The 19,685-nt window shown below is 58.2% G+C and carries 13 protein-coding genes, 1 tRNA gene and 1 riboswitch; of the genes, 7 read left to right on the top strand and 7 right to left on the bottom strand.

Annotation, left to right across the window (positions count from 1 at the left end; genetic code table 11):
* Positions 1–15 precede the first annotated feature (15 nt).
* A complete protein-coding gene (gene purL, locus ACVWY9_RS02010) occupies positions 16–2,322 on the top strand; it encodes a phosphoribosylformylglycinamidine synthase subunit PurL (protein ID WP_457387351.1) in 2,307 nt (768 codons plus the stop codon).
* An 86-nt stretch (positions 2,323–2,408) separates the two neighbouring features.
* Here the strand turns inward: purL and trxB are convergent, their stop codons facing one another.
* A complete protein-coding gene (gene trxB / locus ACVWY9_RS02005) occupies positions 2,409–3,839 on the bottom strand; it encodes a thioredoxin-disulfide reductase (RefSeq protein WP_414328790.1) in 1,431 nt (476 codons plus the stop codon).
* A 467-nt stretch (positions 3,840–4,306) separates the two neighbouring features.
* Here trxB and glnA point away from each other — a divergent pair, with 467 nt between their 5' ends.
* Positions 4,307–5,731 (top strand): type I glutamate--ammonia ligase, encoded by a 1,425-nt coding sequence (glnA, locus tag ACVWY9_RS02000; RefSeq protein WP_414342228.1) that lies wholly within the window; start codon positions 4,307–4,309, stop codon positions 5,729–5,731.
* Positions 5,732–5,979: 248 nt separating this feature from the next.
* Here glnA and ACVWY9_RS01995 read toward each other — a convergent pair whose 3' ends face one another.
* On the bottom strand, positions 5,980–6,432 hold the full coding sequence (locus ACVWY9_RS01995) for a DUF4278 domain-containing protein (RefSeq protein ID WP_011434342.1): 453 nt from the start codon (positions 6,430–6,432) through the stop codon (positions 5,980–5,982).
* Between the two features lie 80 nt (positions 6,433–6,512).
* A riboswitch (Glutamine riboswitch) is annotated at positions 6,513–6,608 on the bottom strand.
* Between the two features lie 246 nt (positions 6,609–6,854).
* Here ACVWY9_RS01995 and ACVWY9_RS01990 point away from each other — a divergent pair.
* Both ACVWY9_RS01990 and moaA read left to right on the top strand, forming a co-directional pair.
* Positions 6,855–8,762 (top strand): cation:proton antiporter, encoded by a 1,908-nt coding sequence (locus ACVWY9_RS01990; protein ID WP_457387350.1) that lies wholly within the window; start codon positions 6,855–6,857, stop codon positions 8,760–8,762.
* Positions 8,763–8,960: 198 nt separating this feature from the next.
* Positions 8,961–9,938, top strand: a complete 978-nt coding sequence (gene moaA / locus ACVWY9_RS01985; RefSeq protein ID WP_011434340.1) for a GTP 3',8-cyclase MoaA — start codon at positions 8,961–8,963, stop codon at positions 9,936–9,938.
* Here the strand turns inward: moaA and ACVWY9_RS01980 are convergent.
* On the bottom strand, positions 9,935–11,299 hold the full coding sequence (locus ACVWY9_RS01980) for a CRTAC1 family protein (RefSeq protein WP_457387349.1): 1,365 nt from the start codon (positions 11,297–11,299) through the stop codon (positions 9,935–9,937). The two genes, moaA and ACVWY9_RS01980, sit on opposite strands and share 4 nt — an antisense overlap.
* An 87-nt stretch (positions 11,300–11,386) precedes the next feature.
* Between ACVWY9_RS01980 and rpsT the strand changes: the two genes are divergently transcribed.
* Entirely contained in the window at positions 11,387–11,716 is a 330-nt protein-coding gene (rpsT, locus tag ACVWY9_RS01975; RefSeq protein WP_457387348.1) for a 30S ribosomal protein S20, read from the top strand.
* A gap of 102 nt (positions 11,717–11,818) precedes the next feature.
* Here the strand turns inward: rpsT and ACVWY9_RS01970 are convergent, their stop codons facing one another.
* Positions 11,819–12,256: a hypothetical protein gene (locus ACVWY9_RS01970; RefSeq protein ID WP_414329770.1), complete on the bottom strand. Its 438-nt coding sequence runs from the start codon at positions 12,254–12,256 to the stop codon at positions 11,819–11,821.
* Positions 12,257–12,742: 486 nt separating this feature from the next.
* Between ACVWY9_RS01970 and ACVWY9_RS01965 the strand changes: the two genes are divergently transcribed.
* Positions 12,743–12,815, top strand: a tRNA-Arg gene (locus ACVWY9_RS01965).
* A 13-nt stretch (positions 12,816–12,828) separates the two neighbouring features.
* On the opposite strand, the gene ACVWY9_RS01960 is transcribed toward ACVWY9_RS01965, so the two are convergent.
* Positions 12,829–15,489 carry a sensor histidine kinase gene (locus ACVWY9_RS01960; RefSeq protein WP_457387347.1) on the bottom strand — a complete coding sequence of 887 codons (2,661 nt, stop codon included), beginning with the start codon at positions 15,487–15,489 and terminating at the stop codon, positions 12,829–12,831.
* Between the two features lie 977 nt (positions 15,490–16,466).
* Between ACVWY9_RS01960 and ACVWY9_RS01955 the strand changes: the two genes are divergently transcribed.
* Positions 16,467–18,410 (top strand): primary-amine oxidase, encoded by a 1,944-nt coding sequence (locus tag ACVWY9_RS01955; protein WP_457387412.1) that lies wholly within the window; start codon positions 16,467–16,469, stop codon positions 18,408–18,410.
* Positions 18,411–18,591: 181 nt separating this feature from the next.
* Here the strand turns inward: ACVWY9_RS01955 and ACVWY9_RS01950 are convergent, their stop codons facing one another.
* Positions 18,592–18,849 (bottom strand): DUF3146 family protein, encoded by a 258-nt coding sequence (locus ACVWY9_RS01950; protein WP_414329773.1) that lies wholly within the window; start codon positions 18,847–18,849, stop codon positions 18,592–18,594.
* 220 nt (positions 18,850–19,069) lie between these two features.
* On the bottom strand, positions 19,070–19,411 hold the full coding sequence (locus tag ACVWY9_RS01945) for a DUF3155 domain-containing protein (RefSeq protein WP_049749658.1): 342 nt from the start codon (positions 19,409–19,411) through the stop codon (positions 19,070–19,072).
* Between the last annotated feature and the right edge of the window lie 274 nt (positions 19,412–19,685).

The following is a 19,685-nucleotide window of genomic DNA, read 5'->3' as shown; positions in this document are numbered from 1 at the left end:
GGCAATTGGAGCACTATGCCCTATACTCTCGAAGACTTAAAAGCCCACAGCCTTTCCCCGGCGGAATATCAACAGATCCAGCAGCAGCTGGGCCGGGATCCCAACCCCAACGAGCTGGCCATGTTTGGGGTGATGTGGTCAGAGCACTGCTGCTACAAAAACTCCCGCCCTCTGCTGAAAAACTTTCCCACCACGGGCGAGCGGGTAGTGGTGGGGCCGGGGGAAAATGCCGGCGTAGTGGATCTGGGGGAGGGGGATTGGCTGGCGTTTAAGATCGAGTCCCACAACCATCCTTCGGCAGTGGAGCCCTTCCAGGGGGCAGCTACCGGCGTGGGAGGGATCCTGCGGGATATCTTTACCCTGGGCGCCCGTCCCATTGCCCTGCTTAACTCGCTGCGCTTTGGGCCGCTAACAGATCCCCGCAACCGCCGCCTCATGGCCAGGGTGGTGGAAGGGATCGCCCACTACGGCAACTGTGTCGGGGTACCCACAGTGGGGGGAGAAGTGGCGGTGGATCCCTGCTACAGCGGCAATCCCTTGGTCAACGTCATGGCCCTGGGGCTGCTGGAGACGCCGGCAGTGGTGAAATCGGCAGCGCGGGGGGTGGGGAACCCGGTCTTGTACGTGGGCGCCACCACCGGGCGGGATGGGATCCGCGGCGCCAGCTTTGCCAGCGCCGAGCTCAAGGAGGATGCGCAGCAGGATCGGCCGGCAGTGCAGGTGGGGGATCCCTTCCTGGGCAAGTGCCTCATCGAGGCCTGTCTGGAGGCCTTTGCCACAGGAGCTGTGGTGGCTGCCCAGGATATGGGGGCAGCCGGGATCACCTGCTCCACCGCGGAGATGGCCGCCAAGGGAGGGGTGGGGATCCGCTTTGACCTCGACAGAGTGCCGGCGCGGGAAAGCGGCATGGCTGCCTGGGAATACCTGCTCTCGGAATCCCAGGAGCGGATGCTGCTGGTGGTGCAAAAAGGCCGCGAGGCGGAGGTGATGGAGATCTTCCACCGCTGGGGTTTGCAAGCTAGTGTGGCCGGGGAAGTCATTGCCGAGCCGCTGGTGGAGATCTGGCACCAGGGATCCTGCGTGGTGCAGGTGCCGGCGCGGGCTTTGGCCGAAGACACCCCCGTCTATGTCCGTCCGGTGTTGCCAGAGCCGCCAGCCTACGTGCAGGCAGCGTGGCAATGGGATCCCGCCACTCTACCCTCTTGTGATTGCCAGGGGATCCACCTCGCTCAGGCAACGCTGGCATGGAAAGAGGTGCTGCTGCAGCTTTTGGCCAGCCCCACCCTGGCCAGCAAAGCCTGGATCTATCGCCAATACGACCACCAGGTGCAAAACAACACCGTCCTTTGGCCGGGCCAGGGAGATGCGGCGGTTATCCGCATCCGTTCCCAAAAGTTTGGCGTGGGCGAGGTGCCGCCCCTGCGAGCTTCCCGCAAGGCCATCGCTGCCACCCTGGATGGCAATGGCCGCTGGGTGTATTTGGATCCCTACGAGGGGGCCAAGGCAGCCGTGGCGGAAGCTGCCCGCAACCTCACCTGTGTGGGGGCGGATCCCCTAGCTGTTACCGATAACCTTAACTTTGGCAATCCCGAAAACCCGGTGGTGTACTGGCAGCTGGCCCTGGCCTGTCGGGGGATTGGAGATGCCTGCCGTGCCCTCGGTACGCCGGTAACGGGGGGAAACGTTTCTCTCTACAACGAGACCCTCACCCCCCAGGGATCGCAGGCTATCTACCCTACCCCTGTCATTGGCATGGTGGGTCTTATTCCCGACTTGAAATGCATCTGTGGCCAGGGGTGGCAGCAAGAAGGGGATCTCATTTACCTCCTGGGATCCCAGGCCCTCACCAGCTTGGGGGGCAGCGAGTATTTGGCGGTCATCCACCAGCAAGTTACGGGCCGGCCCGCGCCAGTGGATCTGGAATTGGAAAAGCGGGTGCAAGCTGCCTGTCGCCATGGAATCCGCCAGGGCTGGGTGCGCTCTGCCCACGACTGCAGCGAGGGGGGATTGGCTGTGGCTTTGGCAGAAGCCTGCTTGAGCGGAGGCCGCGGCGCAACCCTCTCCCTGGCTCCTGGATCCTTGCGCTGGGATCAGGCCCTGTTTGGCGAGGGATCCAGCCGCATCCTGGTTTCTGTGGATCCGGCCCAGCGCTCTGCTTGGGAAGCCTATTTAGAAGCGCAGCTTGCCGGCCAGTGGCAGCTTGTGGGACAGGTGGGATCCCCTGCGGATCCCCTGCTCTTAAGGACGGCAGAAGGGGATCCCTTACTGGTGGTGTCTTTGGCAGCTATGCAGGCCGCCTACCACGGTGCCTTTTCGGACTAGCTGAGCCTCGGTTGGGAAACCGTTTTCTGCGCCCAGCTCCCTTCTCCCTTGGGGAGAGGGGCCAGAGGTTGGAGAGGACAACATCCTTAGGGGGATTTTTCCTCACACAAATTGGCCTGGATCACCTCTCGATATTGGGACTTGGGCTTAACGCCCACCAACTGGGCCACCAGCGTCTTGTTTTTGAAAAATTGCACCGTCGGGGTGCCCGCCACCCCCCCTGCCTCTGCAATCTCCGGATCTTTCTCAATATCGATCTCCACCACGTGCAGCTTGTCCGAGAACTCATCGATGATCTTGTTCAAGATCGGCTTGAGGGCATGACAAGGGGCACAGGTGGGGGCGGTGTACTTGACCATGAGCAGGCGATCGCTTTCGTGGTAGAGTCGCCGCAGGGCATAGCTCCCCTCATGGCAAGTCTTGCTGAAGTCTAAGTCATCCTGTCCATTCTCCTCAAAGCTGGCCTCCTCAACAGCAGGATCCCCAGCAGACTCTGCCGCAGAAGTCGCAGCAGGGCTGGGTTCAGGATGGCTTTGGGGAAGGACGTGATACTCCTGGGCCAAGCCGTGTTCCGAGAGCCAGCGCTCTGCCAACATGGCCGCCATACAGCCGGTGCCGGCAGCGGTAATCGCCTGACGAAACTCGTGATCCTGCACGTCGCCGGCGGCAAACACCCCCTCCACACTGGTGGCCACGGATCCCGGGCGGGTGACGATGTAGCCGACTTCATCCAGTTCCAGTTGTCCTTTGAACAAGTCGGTGTTGGGCTTGTGGCCAATGGCATAAAATAGGCCACCCACTGACATCTCGCGTATTTCGCCGGTTTGGTTGTTCCGCACTTTCACCCCGGTCAGGCGCAGGCCGTCGCCCATCACTTCCACCGCCTCGGTGTTCCAGTGCACAGTGATCTTGGGGTTGTTGAGAACACGATCCTGCATGGCCTTGCTGGCCCGCATTTTGTCGCTGCGCACCAGCATGTGCACGTGGGATCCAAACTTGGTCAGGTAGGTGGCCTCCTCACAGGCAGTATCGCCGCCGCCGATCACCACCAATTCCACCCCTCTGAACATGGGCATAGCCCCATCGCAGACAGCACAAGCTGACATGCCCCGGTTCCAGTAGGTCTCCTCCCCCGGCAGGTGTAGGCGCTTGGCTGTGGCCCCGGTGGCGATGATCAGGCTGTGGGTGCGCAATTCCCGCTCGTCAGAACGGACGACAAAGGGCCGCTGGCTTAAATCCACAAAGGTGACATCTTCGGTGTAAAGTTCTGCCCCCCACCGCTGCGCTTGAGCCCGCATGTTCTTCATCAGTTGGGGGCCGGTGATGCCCTCGGGAAAGCCCGGAAAGTTCTCCACCTCGGTGGTGGTCATCAGTTGCCCGCCCGGGATCCCGCCCGCCTGGAACCCCTCAAACACAACCGGCTTCAGGTTGGCACGCCCAGCGTAAATGGCTGCTGTAAACCCAGCAGGGCCGGAGCCGATAATCACCACATTCTCAACCCGACTTTGCTCTGTCATCCGATGTCTCTCCTTCTGCAATGGGAATAAAAGCCAAACTCATAACGACTACGCTTTAGCTTAACACCCTTTGGCAAACCGGGCGAGCTGGGGGCCTGCTGATCCTAATTTTCGCTCGCCTCAGGCAACCGGGGCAGGGTTTTGCCCGCCCCATCCGGTTATTTCTGCCCAGAGGTTGGCAGGGTGGCGGCCATTGCCCAAGTTCTGGATCCCCAACACCCAATCCCGATTGACCCAAGCCAGAAGGAAAAGAGGTGTCTGAGATGGCCAGCAATTTGGTCTTGGTCAGAAAGCGGAGCTCAAATGAATTTTGTATCAGAAACTACAAAATACCCGTGTTGGCCTTTCTAGGATGAGTGAGCGTTTTTGGCCTGTCTGGGTCGAAGCGTGGGGATCACCTGCTGGGATCCCATTTGTTTCAGCCACAGTTCCCCCAGTCTTAACCGCAACCCAATCAGGAGAGAGTAATGGCATCCACGCCCCAAGAAGTGCTTCAGATGATCCAGGACAACAACGTCCAGATAGTGGATCTCAAGTTTGTGGATATCTTTGGCACCTGGCAGCATGTTTCCTTCCACACCTCGATGATCAAGGAAGAAACCTTCACCGAGGGGCTTCCCTTTGACGGATCCAGTATCCGGGGCTGGAAAGCGATCAACGAGTCGGACATGTACATGGTGCCGGATCCCAAAACGGCTTGGATCGATCCCTTTCTGGAGGTGCCCACCCTCAGCATAACTTGCAGCATTGTTGAGCCGCGCACTGGCCAGCCCTATAGCCGCTGTCCCCGCAGCCTTGCCGCCCGTGCCGTTGCCTATCTGCAATCGACGGGCATTGCCGATACGGCTTACTTCGGGCCGGAAGCGGAGTTTTTCATTTTTGAGGATGTTCGCTTCGACCAAACCCAAAACTCGGCCTACTACTTCGTGGATTCCATCGAAGGTCGCTGGAACTCGGGCCGCGAGGAGAAAGGTGGCAACCTGGGCTACAAGCCTCGCTACAAAGAGGGCTATTTCCCGGCCCCGCCCACCGATGCCCATCAAAACATCCGCACCGAGATGCTGCTGACCATGGGCAAGTTGGGGGTGCCCATCGAGAAGCATCACCACGAGGTGGCTACCGGCGGGCAAGGGGAGTTGGGCTATCGCTTTGCCGATCTGATCACGGCTGCCGACTACATGATGGTTTACAAATACGTGATCCGGAACGTGGCCCGCAAGCACGGCAAAACCGTCACCTTCATGCCCAAGCCCCTATTTAACGACAACGGCACCGGCATGCACACCCACCAGTCCCTCTGGAAGGATGGCCAGCCCCTGTTCTACAGCGAAGGCACCTATGCCAACCTGAGCGAGACAGCTCTCTACTACATCGGTGGCCTGCTCAAGCATGCCCCGGCAATCCTGGCCTTCACCAACCCCACCACCAACTCCTACAAGCGCTTGGTGCCCGGCTTCGAGGCGCCGGTGAACCTGGCTTACTCCCAGGGCAACCGTTCCGCTGCCATTCGCATTCCGGTGACCGGCAACAATCCCAAAGCCAAGCGTCTGGAGTTCCGCTGCCCGGATGCCACCTGCAATCCCTACATCGCCTTCTCGGCCATGTTGATGGCAGGTCTGGACGGGATCAAGAATAAGATCCACCCCGGCGAGCCTCTGGACAAAGATATCTACGATCTGGAGCCGGAAGAGCTGGCCAAGATCCCTTCCACACCCGGATCCCTGCTGGATGCTCTGGAAAGCTTGCAGAAGGATCATGCCTTCTTGCTAGAGGGCGGTGTCTTTACTGAGGATCTGATCCAGACCTACATCGAGTACAAGATCGACAACGAGATCAACCCCATCAATCTGCGGCCTCACCCCTACGAGTTCGCCCTTTACTTCGACGCCTAAGCGGTGTGGCCGATTCTGCAGCGGGATCCCTGATGGGATCCCGTTTTTTTCCGAGGAAATAGCACCCCTCAATTGTGGATCCCTTGGGCAACTTAGCTACTTTTGGTCAACAGCACCTCGTGCCAGCGTTGAAGCGTCCTGTGCCGTCCATCGACCTGAGGAAGCTCAACCCAGAAACCAAAAGGGGATCCCCAGCCGGGATCCCTTCTCGCTGAGCTCATGCCAGAGCATCAACAGTTACAGACAGATCAGCTCATGCTGACACGGCTACGGTCGTAGTTGAGCCGGAAGGTGGGATGCACTTTTCCTTGGATGCGGTTCCAGAAGTTGCGCACGTTGACATGCAGGCCAATCTGCTCTGTACCGCGGAGCAGCATGGATTGCTGGCGAATCCGAATCAAGCGTTGATGGCTCATCATCAAGCGGCGAGACAGCTCATCCAAGACATGAGAACGGCCATTGGCAGCCACCGGGGCAGATGCCTCTGCCGTCTGAACGGGTTGAGCCGGCCCTTCGGCCGCCTTGAGATGATGAGCAACACCCCGATAGAGCAGGTCAAGGTTGGTGGGCAAAACCACCGGCTTGCTCAGGTGGCGGAACCGCCAGTCCAGCCCCCGGTAACGACCCCCCACTTTGCCGGGAGAAACCGCTGCAGTTGCAGAAGAGGGGGTGTAATCGACGCCACGGTAAAAGAGTGCCATGATCTTCGCCTCCAAATGAGTTGAGTTTTCATCCGTTCGCCTTCTCCCAAGAGAAGCCCCACGGTTACCAGAAGAGTTGAGGCGCGTTCCTTCGGGATCTCTCCCTACTTCCGTCCTCTGGCTGCGATGTCGCTTTACCCATGATGAGCCGCCCAGCACGCGAGAGGATGAACGATTTCTATCTGTATTCTGTATTATAAGCTACGGTTTTGGGGTGTTGTCAGCAACTTTTAACAAAAATTTCCACTGAGTTTCTGGCCAGCTTCCTCTAATCGGGACTAGTCAGCCGGGATCCCTGGGGGAAGTAAGGTGCAGGGCTTGGGGCCAGGTTCTCCACTCTGTCCGAGATGCCAGAGGAAGCATTATCGTGGAAGAATCCTCAGGATTGGCTACAAAAGTTCACATTCCTTGGTGGGTGCCCTGTGCAGGAAGACTTTCGCCTGATTTTGGACATTGTGACGGTATTGGCGGCAGCGGCAGCAGGTGGATTCTTGGCTTCGCTGCTGAGGCAGCCGGTGTTGCTCGGCTACTTACTGGCCGGGATCTTGGTGGGGCCAACCGGGTTGGGGTGGATCAAAGAGTTGGTTCAGGTGGAAACCCTGGCTCAATTTGGGGTGACCTTTTTGCTGTTCACCTTGGGGGTGGAGTTTTCCCTGAAAGAATTGCGCAAAGTGCGGGGGATCGCCGTTGGCGGAGGCATTTTGCAAATTGGCCTGACGATTTTGATCACGGCGGTGCTGGCAGTGGTCAGCGGCTGGTTGACGCCGGTGCAAGGGATCTTTTTGGGGGCCGTACTCTCCTTGTCTTCCACGGCGGTGGTGCTCAAAAGCCTCACCGAGACCAACCAGATGGACACTCCCCAAGCCCAAGCCATGTTGGGGATCCTGATTGTGCAGGACTTGGCGGTGGGGCTGATGCTGGCGGTGTTGCCGGCTTTGGATTGTCCCTTGCCGGAGCTGGCGGGATCCCTGGCCAGGGCCTTGGCAGAAATCGGCTTGGTGGGGCTGGGGGCGGTGGTAGGCGGGATTTGGCTGGTTCCCGGTTTCCTGCGTCTGCTGGCTCAGCAGGAGAGCAAAGAGGTGTTTCTGCTGGGGGTGATCAGCCTCTGCGTGGGGATTGCCCTGTTGACGGAGCGGCTGGGCATTTCCAGCGAGATTGGGGCCTTCATTGCCGGGCTGATGATCTCGGAGGTGGAATACGCCGACCAAACCCTGGACTATGTGGAGCCTTTGCGGGATGTGTTTGCCGCTCTCTTTTTTGCGGCCATCGGCATGCTCATCGATCCCAGCTTTATCCTCGGCCATCTGTTGCTGATCCTGGGGCTGGTGGGTCTGGTGATGGTGGGCAAGTTTTGCATCGTGGCTCCCTTGGCGCGGCTGTTTGGTTACACTCTGCCGGCAGCGGTGGTGGTGGGGCTGGGCCTATCGCAAATCGGCGAATTCTCCTTTGTGCTGGCCAGCGAGGGGCAGGCTTTGGGATTGGTGTCGCGGCAGATCTATTTGTTGATTGTCAGCACCACAGCCGTTACCCTTCTGCTCACTCCCTTTCTGCTGAGGGGCGCTCCTCGACTGTTTTCCGGGCTACACGGGATCCCCTTCTTGGCCCGCTGGTTGGAATCGGGCGAGCGGCCCCGCGCTTTGGCCCCCGATGCTCCTCAACAGGGGCACGTGGTGGTGTGCGGCTATGGGCAGGTGGGGCAAGATATTGTGCGCATTCTGGAAGCCCGTCGTCACCCCCTCTTGGTCATTGATCAGTCAGAACGGGTGATCCAACACCTGCGTTCCCGTGGGATCCCTTACTTGTATGGGAATGCCGCCAGCGCCTTGGTGCTGGAGAAAGCTTGCCTGCCCCAGGCCCGCGCCCTGGTTATTGCTCTGCCGGATCGCATGAGCATCCGCCTCTGCCTAAAACGAGCTCTGGAGTTGGCGCCGCGATTGGATGTGGTGGTGCGAGCTACCGACAAGGAAGACATCGAACAGCTCTATCAGTTGGGGGCCAGAGAAGTTGTCCATCCCGAATTCGAGGCCAGCTTGGGTCTGTGCAGCCATGTGTTGCTGGAATTGGGAGAACCCCCAGACATCATTCAGCAGGAGATCCTGGCCATTCGCAGCAGCCACTACCGCGATCTGCGCCCTCTCCACCCCAGTTGTCTGATCCCCGCGCCTGTCAGTTGGCTGACACCGCCGGCCCCACCTCCCTCTCCCCCCCTCCCCGCCAATGCCAACGGCAGCCACGACAGCCACCCACCTGAGTCTGTGCTGGCCTGGTGGGAACGCTGGCAGCGGCCTGTTCAACCCGAATGGGCAGGGATCCCTGGCTCTGCCGAGTAGAGATTTGCACCTCAATCTTCGTAGTATCCTGCAAACTGGAGGTGTGGCCACTGCAAGTTGCAAGCCTCGGGACAGTTCCCCCGCTGCCTTTGCGGATGGAGACGCTGGGAGGTTTTCCAGAGGCAACGGAAAGGGTCCTCGGCGTTGCTCGGCACTCTGGGGGGAGGGGTGCCCCATCTGTTTCTGGCCTAGGTTGCCATGCCGACCGTTAACTATCTGCGCATCAGCTTGATCGATCGCTGCAATTTCCGCTGCCAGTACTGCATGCCTGACGAGGCGGAGTTGACGTGGCTGCAAGCCCCAGAGCGTTTAACGGATGAGGAAATCCTCACGTTGGTTCGAGAGGTGTTTTTGCCGTTGGGGATCGATTGCTTTCGCCTCACCGGCGGCGAACCCCTGCTCAGGCCGGGGCTGGAGCACCTCATCCGGGCTCTATGCAGCCTGCCTGGGGTGAGAGATGTGGCCCTTACCACCAACGGCTTCAACCTCAGCCAAAAAGCTCAACTCCTCTATGAAGCGGGGTTGCGCCGCATCAACATCAGCTTTGATTCCCTCAACCCCGAGACCTTTCGACTGATCACGGGGCGGGATCGCTGGCGGCAGGTCTGGGCCGGGATCCAAGTTGCCCACCAAGTGGGGTTTGATCCCCTCAAGTTGAATGTGGTGGTGATCCCTGGGCTCAACGAATCGGAAGTGGAAGATCTGGCTGCCCTTACTCTGGAGCGACAATGGCATGTGCGCTTCATCGAGTTTATGCCCATTGGCAATGCCGCCCTCTTTCAGCAGGCCGGCTGGGTGGAGTCTGAGGTGCTGCGACAGCGAATTCGCGCTCGCTTTGGCCTGGAACCTGGGTTTGTGGCCGGCAATGGGCCGGCGGATGTGTTTCGAATCCCGGGGGCAAAAGGCACCTTGGGCTTTATCAGCCAGATGTCGGAGTGCTTTTGTGATCGATGCAACCGCATGCGGCTGTCCAGCGACGGTTGGCTGCGCCCTTGCCTGCTCAACGAATCCGGCCAAATCAACCTGCGGGATCCGCTGCGAGCTGGGATCCCTGCCGAAAGGCTAAGACAGCAGGTGCGAGAACTGCTGGACATCAAGCCGGACATCAACTTCAAAGGACGGGACACCGGCAGCCAGGGATCCTACCGGCGCACCATGTCTCAGATTGGCGGCTAGCGGGGATAAGGGATCCGCAAAAGCTGGTTGACCGGTGGGTGGGCCACCTGCAACTGTTTCCCATCCGGCCACTGGATCTGGATTTCCTTGACCCCTGTTTCGGATCCCAGGCCAAAGTGGGCCACCGGCTCCATCTGACAGAGGTAGCCGCTGCCGGCGTCGATGGCCTGGATCTGGGTACGGGTGGAGGTGAGCAGCCTTACCAACGCGCCGCGGGCCGGGGCTCCTTGGCGGGTGAGGGGCAGAACCCTCAGCCAGTTGTTGGCATTGGCCTGAGGGCGATAGAAGCTGAGAGGCTGGGCGCCAGACTCCCCATGGGCAATCAACAATTCCAGACGACCGTCCCCATCCACATCGGCCACCGCTGCTCCTGTCCCCAATCCCTGCGGCTCGGCAGCATCTCCAATGTCAATGGCTTGCCAACGGCCTGAGCGCCATGCAAACAGACGGTTGGGCTCGCCGATGTTGTTGAAAAACAGCTCCGGATAGCCGTCGTTGTCGAAGTCGGCAGCGATGACTGTGCGAATGCGGGAGGGCCTAGCCAACTCCGGGGGGGCTACATCCTTAAAAAAACCGCCGGGGGTCTGGATCCAGAGGCGATGGGGGCCTTCCCAGTTGCCATAGAGCAAATCCAGCCGTCCATCCCCATCCAGATCCACCGCCGCCACGCCACGTCCGTGCTCGTCCGGATCCGCCAGGCCCACCTCAGCGGCAATCTCTTCAAAGGTGCCATCCCCCCGGTTGCGAAACAGAAAGTTAGGTCCCTGCTCATTGACGGCAAAAATGTCCATCCGCTGCGAGACCAAGGGCAAGGCCACCAGACCCCGCCCGCCCGTCACCCGATTCAATCCCGCTTCTGGCGCCACATCGGCGATCATTTGGTTAGGGCCCAACTCGTAGAGGCGCATAGGGCCGCCGTAGTTGGCTACGAAAAATCCATAGCTCCCCTGGCCAAGACGATCCACACAAGCTACAGAGCGACCTGCCGTCAAGTTGAGGGCATCTTGGTTTTGCGGCAGGGAGAACAGGTCCACCCAGGCGGATCCCTGCCAGTCGAAGAGGCGATCCCCAAAGCGCTTGCGCCCGCCGAAGGTATCGGTGTTCAAGACATAAAGTTCTTCCTGCCCGTCCCCGTCAAAGTCGGCGGCAGCCACCCCAATTGCCATGCGCCCTGCATCGGCCAGGGTGTCGTCTGCTTGATCCACCAGGGTTTGCCCATCCCACTTCAAGACTCGATTGGAGCCGCGGAACCCGCACACAAACAGCTCAAAGGCCCCATCCCGATCCAAATCGCAAGCGGCAACCCCGTAGAAAAGGGCAGGTGGGTTAAAGCGGATCTGCGAGCTGCAATCTTGGAACATGGGGATCCCATCGGAGAACAATAGGAACTGGTGGAGCTTCCAGCTCTGATGGTATGCTGGATCTTCGCTGGAACTTCCCCTTCAACCATGCCACGCATCAAATCTGCCATCAAGCGCGTTCAGATCGCAGAGCGTAATCGGCTGCGCAATAAAGCCACCAAAGCCATGGTGCGCGCTCTGATGAAGAAAGTGATCTCCCTCTCAACTGCCTATGCCGCCAACCCACAGCAAGAAACTCTGCAGGAAATCCAGTCGGCGATGAGTGCTGCTTTCAGCCGCATTGATAAAGCTGCCAAAACCGGCGTCCTGCACAAAAACACAGCCGCTCGTCGTAAGGCTCGGCTGGCCCGGATTGTGAAGCTATCTGTGGCTTCCTCGGAAAAATCCCAGGCTGAGGCTTTGGGTGGGCGTGATTGACTTCTCCTGCTGCTTCGGAAGTGGTGCTTGTGCGGGATTTCAGCCGCACGCAAACGAGATTTTGCCTCAATGCCGGCAGGGATCCCAAGTAGCAGCCAAAACCTAATCTTGAGTATCCAACCTGCGCACCAACCAGCGCCGCAGCGGATGCCACACCGGCAAGGATAGGATCCAGCGGGATTGCTGCTCCAGCATGAGACGCTCCACCGGATACAGGCCGAACAGCTCATAGCGGCTTTGGGCAATCAGGATCCCCATCGTGAAGCTGACACAGAGCAATAACCCCAAGGTGGGCCACCCTGGGCGGTGAAACAAGGCATATCGCAGGCCCGTCCAAGTAAAGTAATCCCACAGGCGGGCTATATCCGCTCGCAAAGCCCAAAGGCTAGGGATCCCGACCACCAGCCACAACAGGCCCAGAAAGATGAAGCTACCGCCGTGGTAGAGGCGCAACAGGCGCTTGGCTGCCGGAGACAGGGATTGAGTGCCGGAAGAAGCTTTCTTTCGCCCAACTGAGCCAGGATCAGGGAGCAAGGGCATGGGGATCCCAATTTTCGACACCTCAACACCCATTTTGGACTTATCTCCGACGCAATAGCTCGGTTGCATGGGATCCTCGAACTCAAACGAGTACTTTTCTGCTTTCGGCTCGCCCATTTTAAGGGATCGATGCACAGGGAGCCCAGTTGTGGCTCTCCCGCTGCACAGCGCCATCCAAAAAGGCACTGATCAAAGCATCTGCTCAAAGCATCTGCCGTCTGCAAGTCTTCCTTATCCGTACAGTCAAGTTTCCTGAGAGACGCCCAGACGTCCCGTTCCAAGAGCTTGGCAGACGATCTCTTTGACGTTCATATCCTGAGCGAAAACCAACATTCCCATGGTGAAGGGATCCCGCCCTGGCTCCCCAAGGCAAACCGCGCAATTTGCCCAAGCAACAATGCAGAACTCAAGGTCAGAGGCAGGTTGGTCGGGGTCAGAGAATGGGAACTGGGTCGGGGATATAATGGCTCTGCACCCTTTTCTTCGGCCTTGCTAGCTCAAAGGATAGAGCACCGACCTTCTAAGTCGATGGTTGCAGGTTCGAGTCCTGCGCAAGGCGCTGGCCTTGCCCTCTAAGCCTTGCTTGGGGTTTCCGACAAGCTGCCCTGATGGGGGCACCACATCTGAACCATCACCTGCCGAGAGTGGCTTTCCACCCGCAGGGATCCGCCCATCAGCTCCACTGCCTTTTGAACCAGCGATAGACCCAAGCCCGTTCCCCCGGCGTTGCGGCAATCCAACTGGGGGAGGCGATAGAACTTTTCAAAAAGGCGGGGCAACGCTTCTGCAGGAATTTCCACCCCTGTATTGCGCACCGTGATCAGCCAGCCGGGACGGCCATTGGAGTTAGCCTGGCTCACACTCAAATAGATGCTTTCCCCAGTGGGGGTGTACTTACACGCATTGTTTAAAAGCTCGCTGACCACCCGCGACAAGAGGCTCTCATCCGTGCAGAGGGGCCAAAGGTCGGGATCCCATTCCACCTGGAACTGTTGGCCTTGCTGCGCAGCCCGCAGCCGGAAGGGCTCGGCAAGATTGGGGATCCACTCCTGGGGAGATAAACAGGTAAGTCTGAGGGCTTTGTTTCCGGACTCGATGGCTTGCAATTCCAATAAGTCGTTGATCAACTCCAGCTCGCGGTTGGTCTCCATCTCCAAAATCTGCAAGTAGCGCCTTTCCCGCTCGGTTAGGTTGGCTTTGGATAAAAACCCAATGGCCAGCTTCATGTTGGTGAGAGGTGTGCGCATTTCGTGGGAGACCATGTGCAGAAACTCATCTTTGAGTTGGTTGAGCTCCTGCAACTGTTGCACCTGACGCTGGATCGTTTGATAAAGACGTGCTTGGCGAATGGCGATGGCACATTGGCCGGCTACCCGTTGGATAAGCCGTTGTTCCCGCTCGGTAAATATCTGCTCTGGCGGACGGGATCCACAAATATTCCCCAAAACAAGCAGTTCCTCGTCTTGCCCTGCCAGATCCCTTTTTTCACAGATGGGGGCGACGATCAGGGTACAGCGGTCATGGTTGGGCCAGCAGGGGTGATGGAGATTGCTGAAGTGGCAAAGCTGTCCGCGCTGGAGCTGACGAAGCACATCGGCAAAATCTGCAAACGGGATCTCCAGGGGAAAGCGCCGGATCCCTTCTCCGGCCAAATAGTCCACCGCCAAAACGCTGACCTGCCGCTCTGGGCCATGGAGGGCAATGGTGCAATTGGATAGGTTCAAGCTGAGGGCCAGTTCTCGGGCTACCGTTTCCAAGATTTTTTGTTCGTCCAAAGTGGAGCGAATTTCTTCGGTGATGAGCTGGAGTAGCGCTTCGTCGTTGTAAGCTTGTTCGAGCTCTGCATTGCACACCCGCACTTGGTAATCCAATTCAGCATTTGTCTGTTGCAGCTTTTGATAAAGCTCTGCCTGCTGAATGGCCACCGCCAGGTGATCCCCAATGGCCTTGGCCAACTCGATCTCATCGGTTTGCCAATCCGGATCTGAAGTCAGGCGCCGCAGCGATAGCCCGCCCCACATTTGTTCCTGACAAGCCACCGGGATCACCAGCCAAGGGCCCAGTTGGTATTCTCGCTTCTCATAAATGGCAAAGGGATCGGCAATCTGCTCCGGATCCTGGACATGAAAAATTTGCAGCCGTTTCAAATGATCGAAAACCATAAAATCCCTGCTATCCGGCAGTCGCAGGTTCAGATTGTTGGGCAAATTAGGAAATCGGCTATGGCTGGCAATGCCCAACCACACGGCCTCAGCGGGCAGGTACTGATAAAGGGTAACTCGTGCTGCCTGCAACACTGCCCCCACTTCCCGCACCGCCACATCAAATAGGGTGGGTAAGTCCAGAGAGGTGTTGATGGCCTGAATGAGCTGGCTGAACAGCCTTTCTCGCTGCAATTGCCGCTGCAGCTTCAGCTCGGCTTGCTTACGAGGGGTGATGTTTCTAATGATCATCAGCACTTGATCTTCCCCATAGGGGACGATGCGAGCCTGCCGATATTGGGGCTGAGGGGATCCCTCTGGGCAGGGGTATTCGATCTCTTGAGCTTGCCGGGTTGCCAAGGCCAGCTCCAGATGCTCGCGAATGGCTTGGGCTATGGGTTCCGCCCCACCGGTGCAACCGGTATCAGGAAACAGCTCTTCAAGGGTTTTGCCCAAATAGTAGGCAGGGGGATGGGGGACAGAAAAATGGCTGGGCGGCTTGAACTCCAGACATCGGCCCTGGCGATCCAGACGAAGCAGCATGTCGGGCAGGGCTTCCAGGAGCTGGCGATAGTGGCGCTCTCGCTCGGCCAAGGTGATCTCTAGTTGCTTGCGCTCGCTGATATCCAGGGTCACCCCGACAACCTGGCCGGGATCCCCTTTCGGCCCCAAGAGCACAATCCCCTGGGAAAGCTGCCAGCGCATCTGGCCGTCGGCCTGGTAAACCCGATATTCCACCGAAAAGTTGGGATCCCCCTCTACCGCCCTGGGCCCAGCCGTCTGCAAAGCTTCTTTCACCCTTTGGCGATCTTCCGGGTGAACGTGCTGCAAAAACACTTCTAAGGTGAGATCTTGGCCGGGATCCAGCCCGTATTTGGCCTTGCATTGGGGAGAGGCACTCAACTCCCAGGTGCGCAAATCCAGTTGCCAATAGCCCAGTTGGGTGGCTTCTAAGGCCAAATAGAGATGCTCTGGATAAAAGCTGCCGTCTCCTGGCCGCACCGGCACCAGGCGGTATCGAGTTGAAGCCATCTCCCTCACCAGACGGTTAATTTGCCGCAAGCCCTGCCTTATTGTGGACGATTTTCAGGAGACGTGAGGGATCCTACTATTCGAATTGCTAGAAATTCCTAACCTTAAGCATGGCTTCAGGGTAACTCTTAGATATGTGTTCTCCGACACCAAACCTTCAACTTGAGCTGGACTTCAACTTCACGGGGAGAAGGCCTAGGGTCACACCCTGCTGATGCGACCGGGGAACTCTGGGCCGGGCTTGTGGGAAAGGGGGGTGCCTCTGCTATAGTGATGGTCGGTTGCATTTCGGATCCCAAGTGGTGGGATCCCCCTGGCAGGTAGGGTCAGGGCAGGCTTCGAGATGTCTTTGCACTCTTGCGAGAGTTGACGTTGCGTTGAGCTTTCTCGGTGTGATCCTGCCCTTAGCCTGCGTGAAGCGTTTTCTCTTTTTTATGCTTTCCTGTGCAACGTTAAGCCTGACGTTTAATCACAGAAAACTTCTCCTGCTCTCGAGTTTGGGTTTATCTGTAGTAAGACCTGTATTCAGATTTTCCCGATGGGTTGACGGTTTCCTGTTCGCCCTGGCGCGGCTTCTCAAAGTGCCGCTGCCCTCTTCGTTTGGTTAGCGGGCAGGGAAGTAGGAAGATTTCCAGATCTGGACAATGGGCAGAGCCGAGGTTGTCTTCACTTCCTTGGGCTTTGGCTTAAGTTTTCCTTTCCCCGGGTATATCTTGCAAAGTTGCCCGATGTTGGCGATGGCAACAGGATAGTCTGTTTAGCCTGCTGTTAGGTTTTCTGGATTCTCTGAGTTGGGTTGATGGGCTGGCCCGCGGCATGGCGAGCGAAGGGATCCCTTTGACCTTTCTCAGCAGACTTCTCCCTATTTTTTCCTAGCTCAACTCAATCATTTTCCAACCGAAGAATTCAAGGTTATTGCTGTGGTTTGTAAAGTTTCTCCCAGTTTGGATCGACATAGCCAGTCGAGTGAATCTGCTTTGCTTGGCCAGGCTTCATTGCCCCAAGGCCACCCCTTGGATCCCCTCAGTGCTGAGGAGATGCGGCAAGTGGTGCAGATCCTGCGCCGGCAACGGCCCCTCAGTTCTCAGGGGCGCTTTGTAACCATCCAGCTACACGAGCCGGATCGGCCTTGGATGGAAACTTGGCAGCCGGGGCAGCCGTGGGATCGGCAGGCTTTTGTGGTGCTTTTGGATCCCGCCGCTGGCAACACCTACGAAGCGGTGGTCTCTCTGTCAACACAGCAGGTGCGCTCTTGGCAGCTCGTTCCGGGCGTGCAGCCCCCTCTGCTCGACGATGAGGTGTACGCCTGCGACCGCCTGCTCAAGGAGGATCCCCAATTTTTGGCGGCTCTGCAGCGGCGGGGGATTGCCGATGTGGATTTGGTGATGGTGGACTACTGGACGGTGGGCTACTTCGGGATCCCGGAAGAAGAAGGGCGGCGGCTGGTGCGAGGCTTTTGTTTCCTACGTACTTCCCCTTGCGACAACGGCTATGCCCGCCCCATCGAGGGGCTCTACCCCTGGATTGACCTCAACCGCATGCAAGTTGTCAAGGTGGAGGATCGGGGTCTGTGGCCCTTGCCGCCGGAGTCCGGTAACTTCGACGAGCTGTTTTTCAAAGATTTTCGCCAAGACTTGAAGCCACTAGAAATCACTCAGCCCCAAGGGGTGAGCTTCCAGGTGGAGGGGCACCACATCCGCTGGCAGAAGTGGGATCTGCGCATCAGCTTTAACCCGCGAGAGGGGCTCGTCCTCCACCAGGTGAGCTACGAGGATCAAGGCCGCCTTCGCCCCATTCTCTACCGCGCCTCGGTAGCCGAGATGGTGGTGCCCTACGGGGATCCGCGGGATCCCCACTTCCGCAAAAATGCCTTCGATGTGGGGGAATACGGCATCGGGATGCAGGCCAACTCCCTGCAGCTGGGCTGCGACTGTCTGGGGGAAATCTACTACTTCGATGCCTGGCTGCCCACTAACAGCGGTGAGCCCATGCTTTTGAAAAATGCCGTCTGCATGCACGAGGAGGATTTTGGGGTGCTCTGGAAGCACACCGACTGGCGCACGGAACGGGCGCAGGTGCGGCGCTCGCGGCGGTTGGTGCTTTCCTTTTTCACCACCATTGGCAACTACGACTACGGCTTTTTCTGGTACTTCTACCAGGATGGCACGCTGGAGTTTGAAGCCAAGCTCACCGGCATCATCAACACTTGCGCCACGTTGCCGGGGGAAGAGCCGGAGTTTGGCGTCTTGGTGGCACCCCAATTGTCTGGCCTCAACCACCAGCACTTTTTCACTGTCCGCCTCGATATGGCGGTGGATGGGCCGTGCAACTCCCTCTATGAAGTGCATGCAGAACCTCTGCCTCTGGGGCCGGATAACCCTCACGGCAACGCCTTTCGCGCCCGCTCCACCCTGCTCAAAACCGAGCAGGAGGCTAAGCAAACGGTGGATCCCTTGCGGGGCCGCTATTGGAAGATTGTCAACCCCAATCGCCACAACCGCCTGGGACAGCCGGTGGCCTACAAACTGATGCCGGGGGAAAACGTCCAGCTTTTGGCCCACCCCGACTCTTGGCTGTACCGACGGGCGGGCTATCTGGCCCACCACCTCTGGGCCACGCCCTACCATCCCGGCGAGAAGTTCCCAGCAGGGGACTACCCCAACCAACACCCCGGTGGCGAAGGGCTGGTGAAATGGACGCAAGCGAACCGCTCCCTGGAAAACACCCGCCTGGTGCTCTGGTATAGCTTTGGCTGCAATCACTTCCCCCGCACCGAGGACTGGCCAGTGATGCCGGTTAGCTACATCGGCTTTATGCTCAAGCCCCTGGGCTTCTTTGAGTGCAACCCAGCTCTGGATGTGCCTCCTCCCCCGCCGAAGACCAAAGGCTGCTGCAGCTTTATTGACTACCCCCCTGCCTAGAGGGCGAGGATTCTTTCAAGTGCGAACAGCTTGGGCGCAACAGGAGTGAGAGGGGAGGCACTCTTCGCCCACGGGGCTTGAGACCTGGTTTCTGGGTCACCGTAGCAGGTGCCTTCCATTGCTCAGCCCCGGTCTTTGGTGCTGGGCAAAAGCTCTGCTCAGATCTGCTCAGATTGAGAGTTCACAAGCTGCTGCGAATCACAAACGAGTAGTTGCTGCCCGGTTCCAGCAGATAGTCGGATTTTTCCAGAAAGCGGCTCAAGGGCTCGCAAATCAAAGCTCGCCCCACAGAAGGCTCCACTCTGAGTTCCCCGGCCCGAAAGCGCCAGCAAAAGCGCCAAACCCAACCATTGGCATTGACTTCCCCCTCAATGGCACCCTCTTGCCAAGAGCGGCGGGTAATTTGGATATGGGCAGTGGTTTGAGGCAGTCGGCTCATCCGGCATCTCCCGACGGGATCCCTTGTAGGGTAGCGCGTGGCTCCCTCGCTGCCGCCAGCAGATCCAGCATGGGGAGTGAGGTATCAGAAGCTCAACCCGTGGGGAGGGATCCCGTACACAGGGTCAGTTCTTTCGATCTTCTGAGAGCGGCTGCAACAAACCCCCCAGGGTAGGGGGGCTGTTTCCTGGGCTCCTGCTGTAGGAAAAGCTGGCCAGAAGCTAGCGAGCGGCAGTTGCAAGGGTCTTCGAGGATTTTTTCTCTGGCTTTTCAGCCGCAACCTCTGCTAACAAAGCTCGAAGGCTGGGAAAAAGGAAGTGGTTCTCCTCGACATATTGCGCGCCGAACAACCCCTTCTCCGCCCAAAAAAACCGATCAACGGTATGCTCATTTCGCCGCACCAAAATCAGCGCGGGGGGCTGAATAGACTTTTCCTGAATATACTTTCGAGCAGCGGTTACAGACTTCTCTTCACCACTGTCCAAATTAAATTGAGGAATGTGATCTAAAATCTTGCGCCCTTCCAGACGACGGCGACTCTTACGCTTTCTTCTCCTAACCAATGTAAGCCTCCTGTAGAAGGATGACCGAACAACCGCAACCGCAAAGAATATATCAGCGCTGCTTAAGAAAAGCAATAACTTTTACCCATTTTTGTTATCATCTTTTACAAAGGCGATAAAAACAGAAACTACCCCCAACGCCCACGAAAGGCTAGCTATGGGCGCGCCCTAAAAAATCCAATCAGAAACCCCGCAAGGACCGCCTATAAAAAGGGCCGGCGACTGGGCGCTCGCTAGGTTGACCCTTTATGTTGACCGTTTATACTGATGCTAG

It is taken from the genome of Thermostichus sp. OS-CIW-31 (assembly GCF_054060305.1).
Note: the sequence above shows the minus strand (reverse complement) of the source record. Positions and strands in the feature narration are given on the sequence as shown.

Bases quoted from the DNA above. Each gene is read 5' to 3' on its own strand.
- purL (WP_457387351.1), top strand. From the start codon at position 16: ATGCCCTATACTCTCGAAGACTTAAAAGCCCACAGCCTTTCCCCGGCG.
- trxB (WP_414328790.1), bottom strand. From the start codon at position 3,839: ATGACAGAGCAAAGTCGGGTTGAGAATGTGGTGATTATCGGCTCCGGC.
- glnA (WP_414342228.1), top strand. From the start codon at position 4,307: ATGGCATCCACGCCCCAAGAAGTGCTTCAGATGATCCAGGACAACAAC.
- ACVWY9_RS01995 (WP_011434342.1), bottom strand. From the start codon at position 6,432: ATGGCACTCTTTTACCGTGGCGTCGATTACACCCCCTCTTCTGCAACT.
- moaA (WP_011434340.1), top strand. From the start codon at position 8,961: ATGCCGACCGTTAACTATCTGCGCATCAGCTTGATCGATCGCTGCAAT.
- ACVWY9_RS01980 (WP_457387349.1), bottom strand. From the start codon at position 11,299: ATGTTCCAAGATTGCAGCTCGCAGATCCGCTTTAACCCACCTGCCCTT.
- rpsT (WP_457387348.1), top strand. From the start codon at position 11,387: ATGCCACGCATCAAATCTGCCATCAAGCGCGTTCAGATCGCAGAGCGT.
- ACVWY9_RS01970 (WP_414329770.1), bottom strand. From the start codon at position 12,256: ATGCCCTTGCTCCCTGATCCTGGCTCAGTTGGGCGAAAGAAAGCTTCT.
- ACVWY9_RS01960 (WP_457387347.1), bottom strand. From the start codon at position 15,489: ATGGCTTCAACTCGATACCGCCTGGTGCCGGTGCGGCCAGGAGACGGC.
- ACVWY9_RS01950 (WP_414329773.1), bottom strand. From the start codon at position 18,849: ATGAGCCGACTGCCTCAAACCACTGCCCATATCCAAATTACCCGCCGC.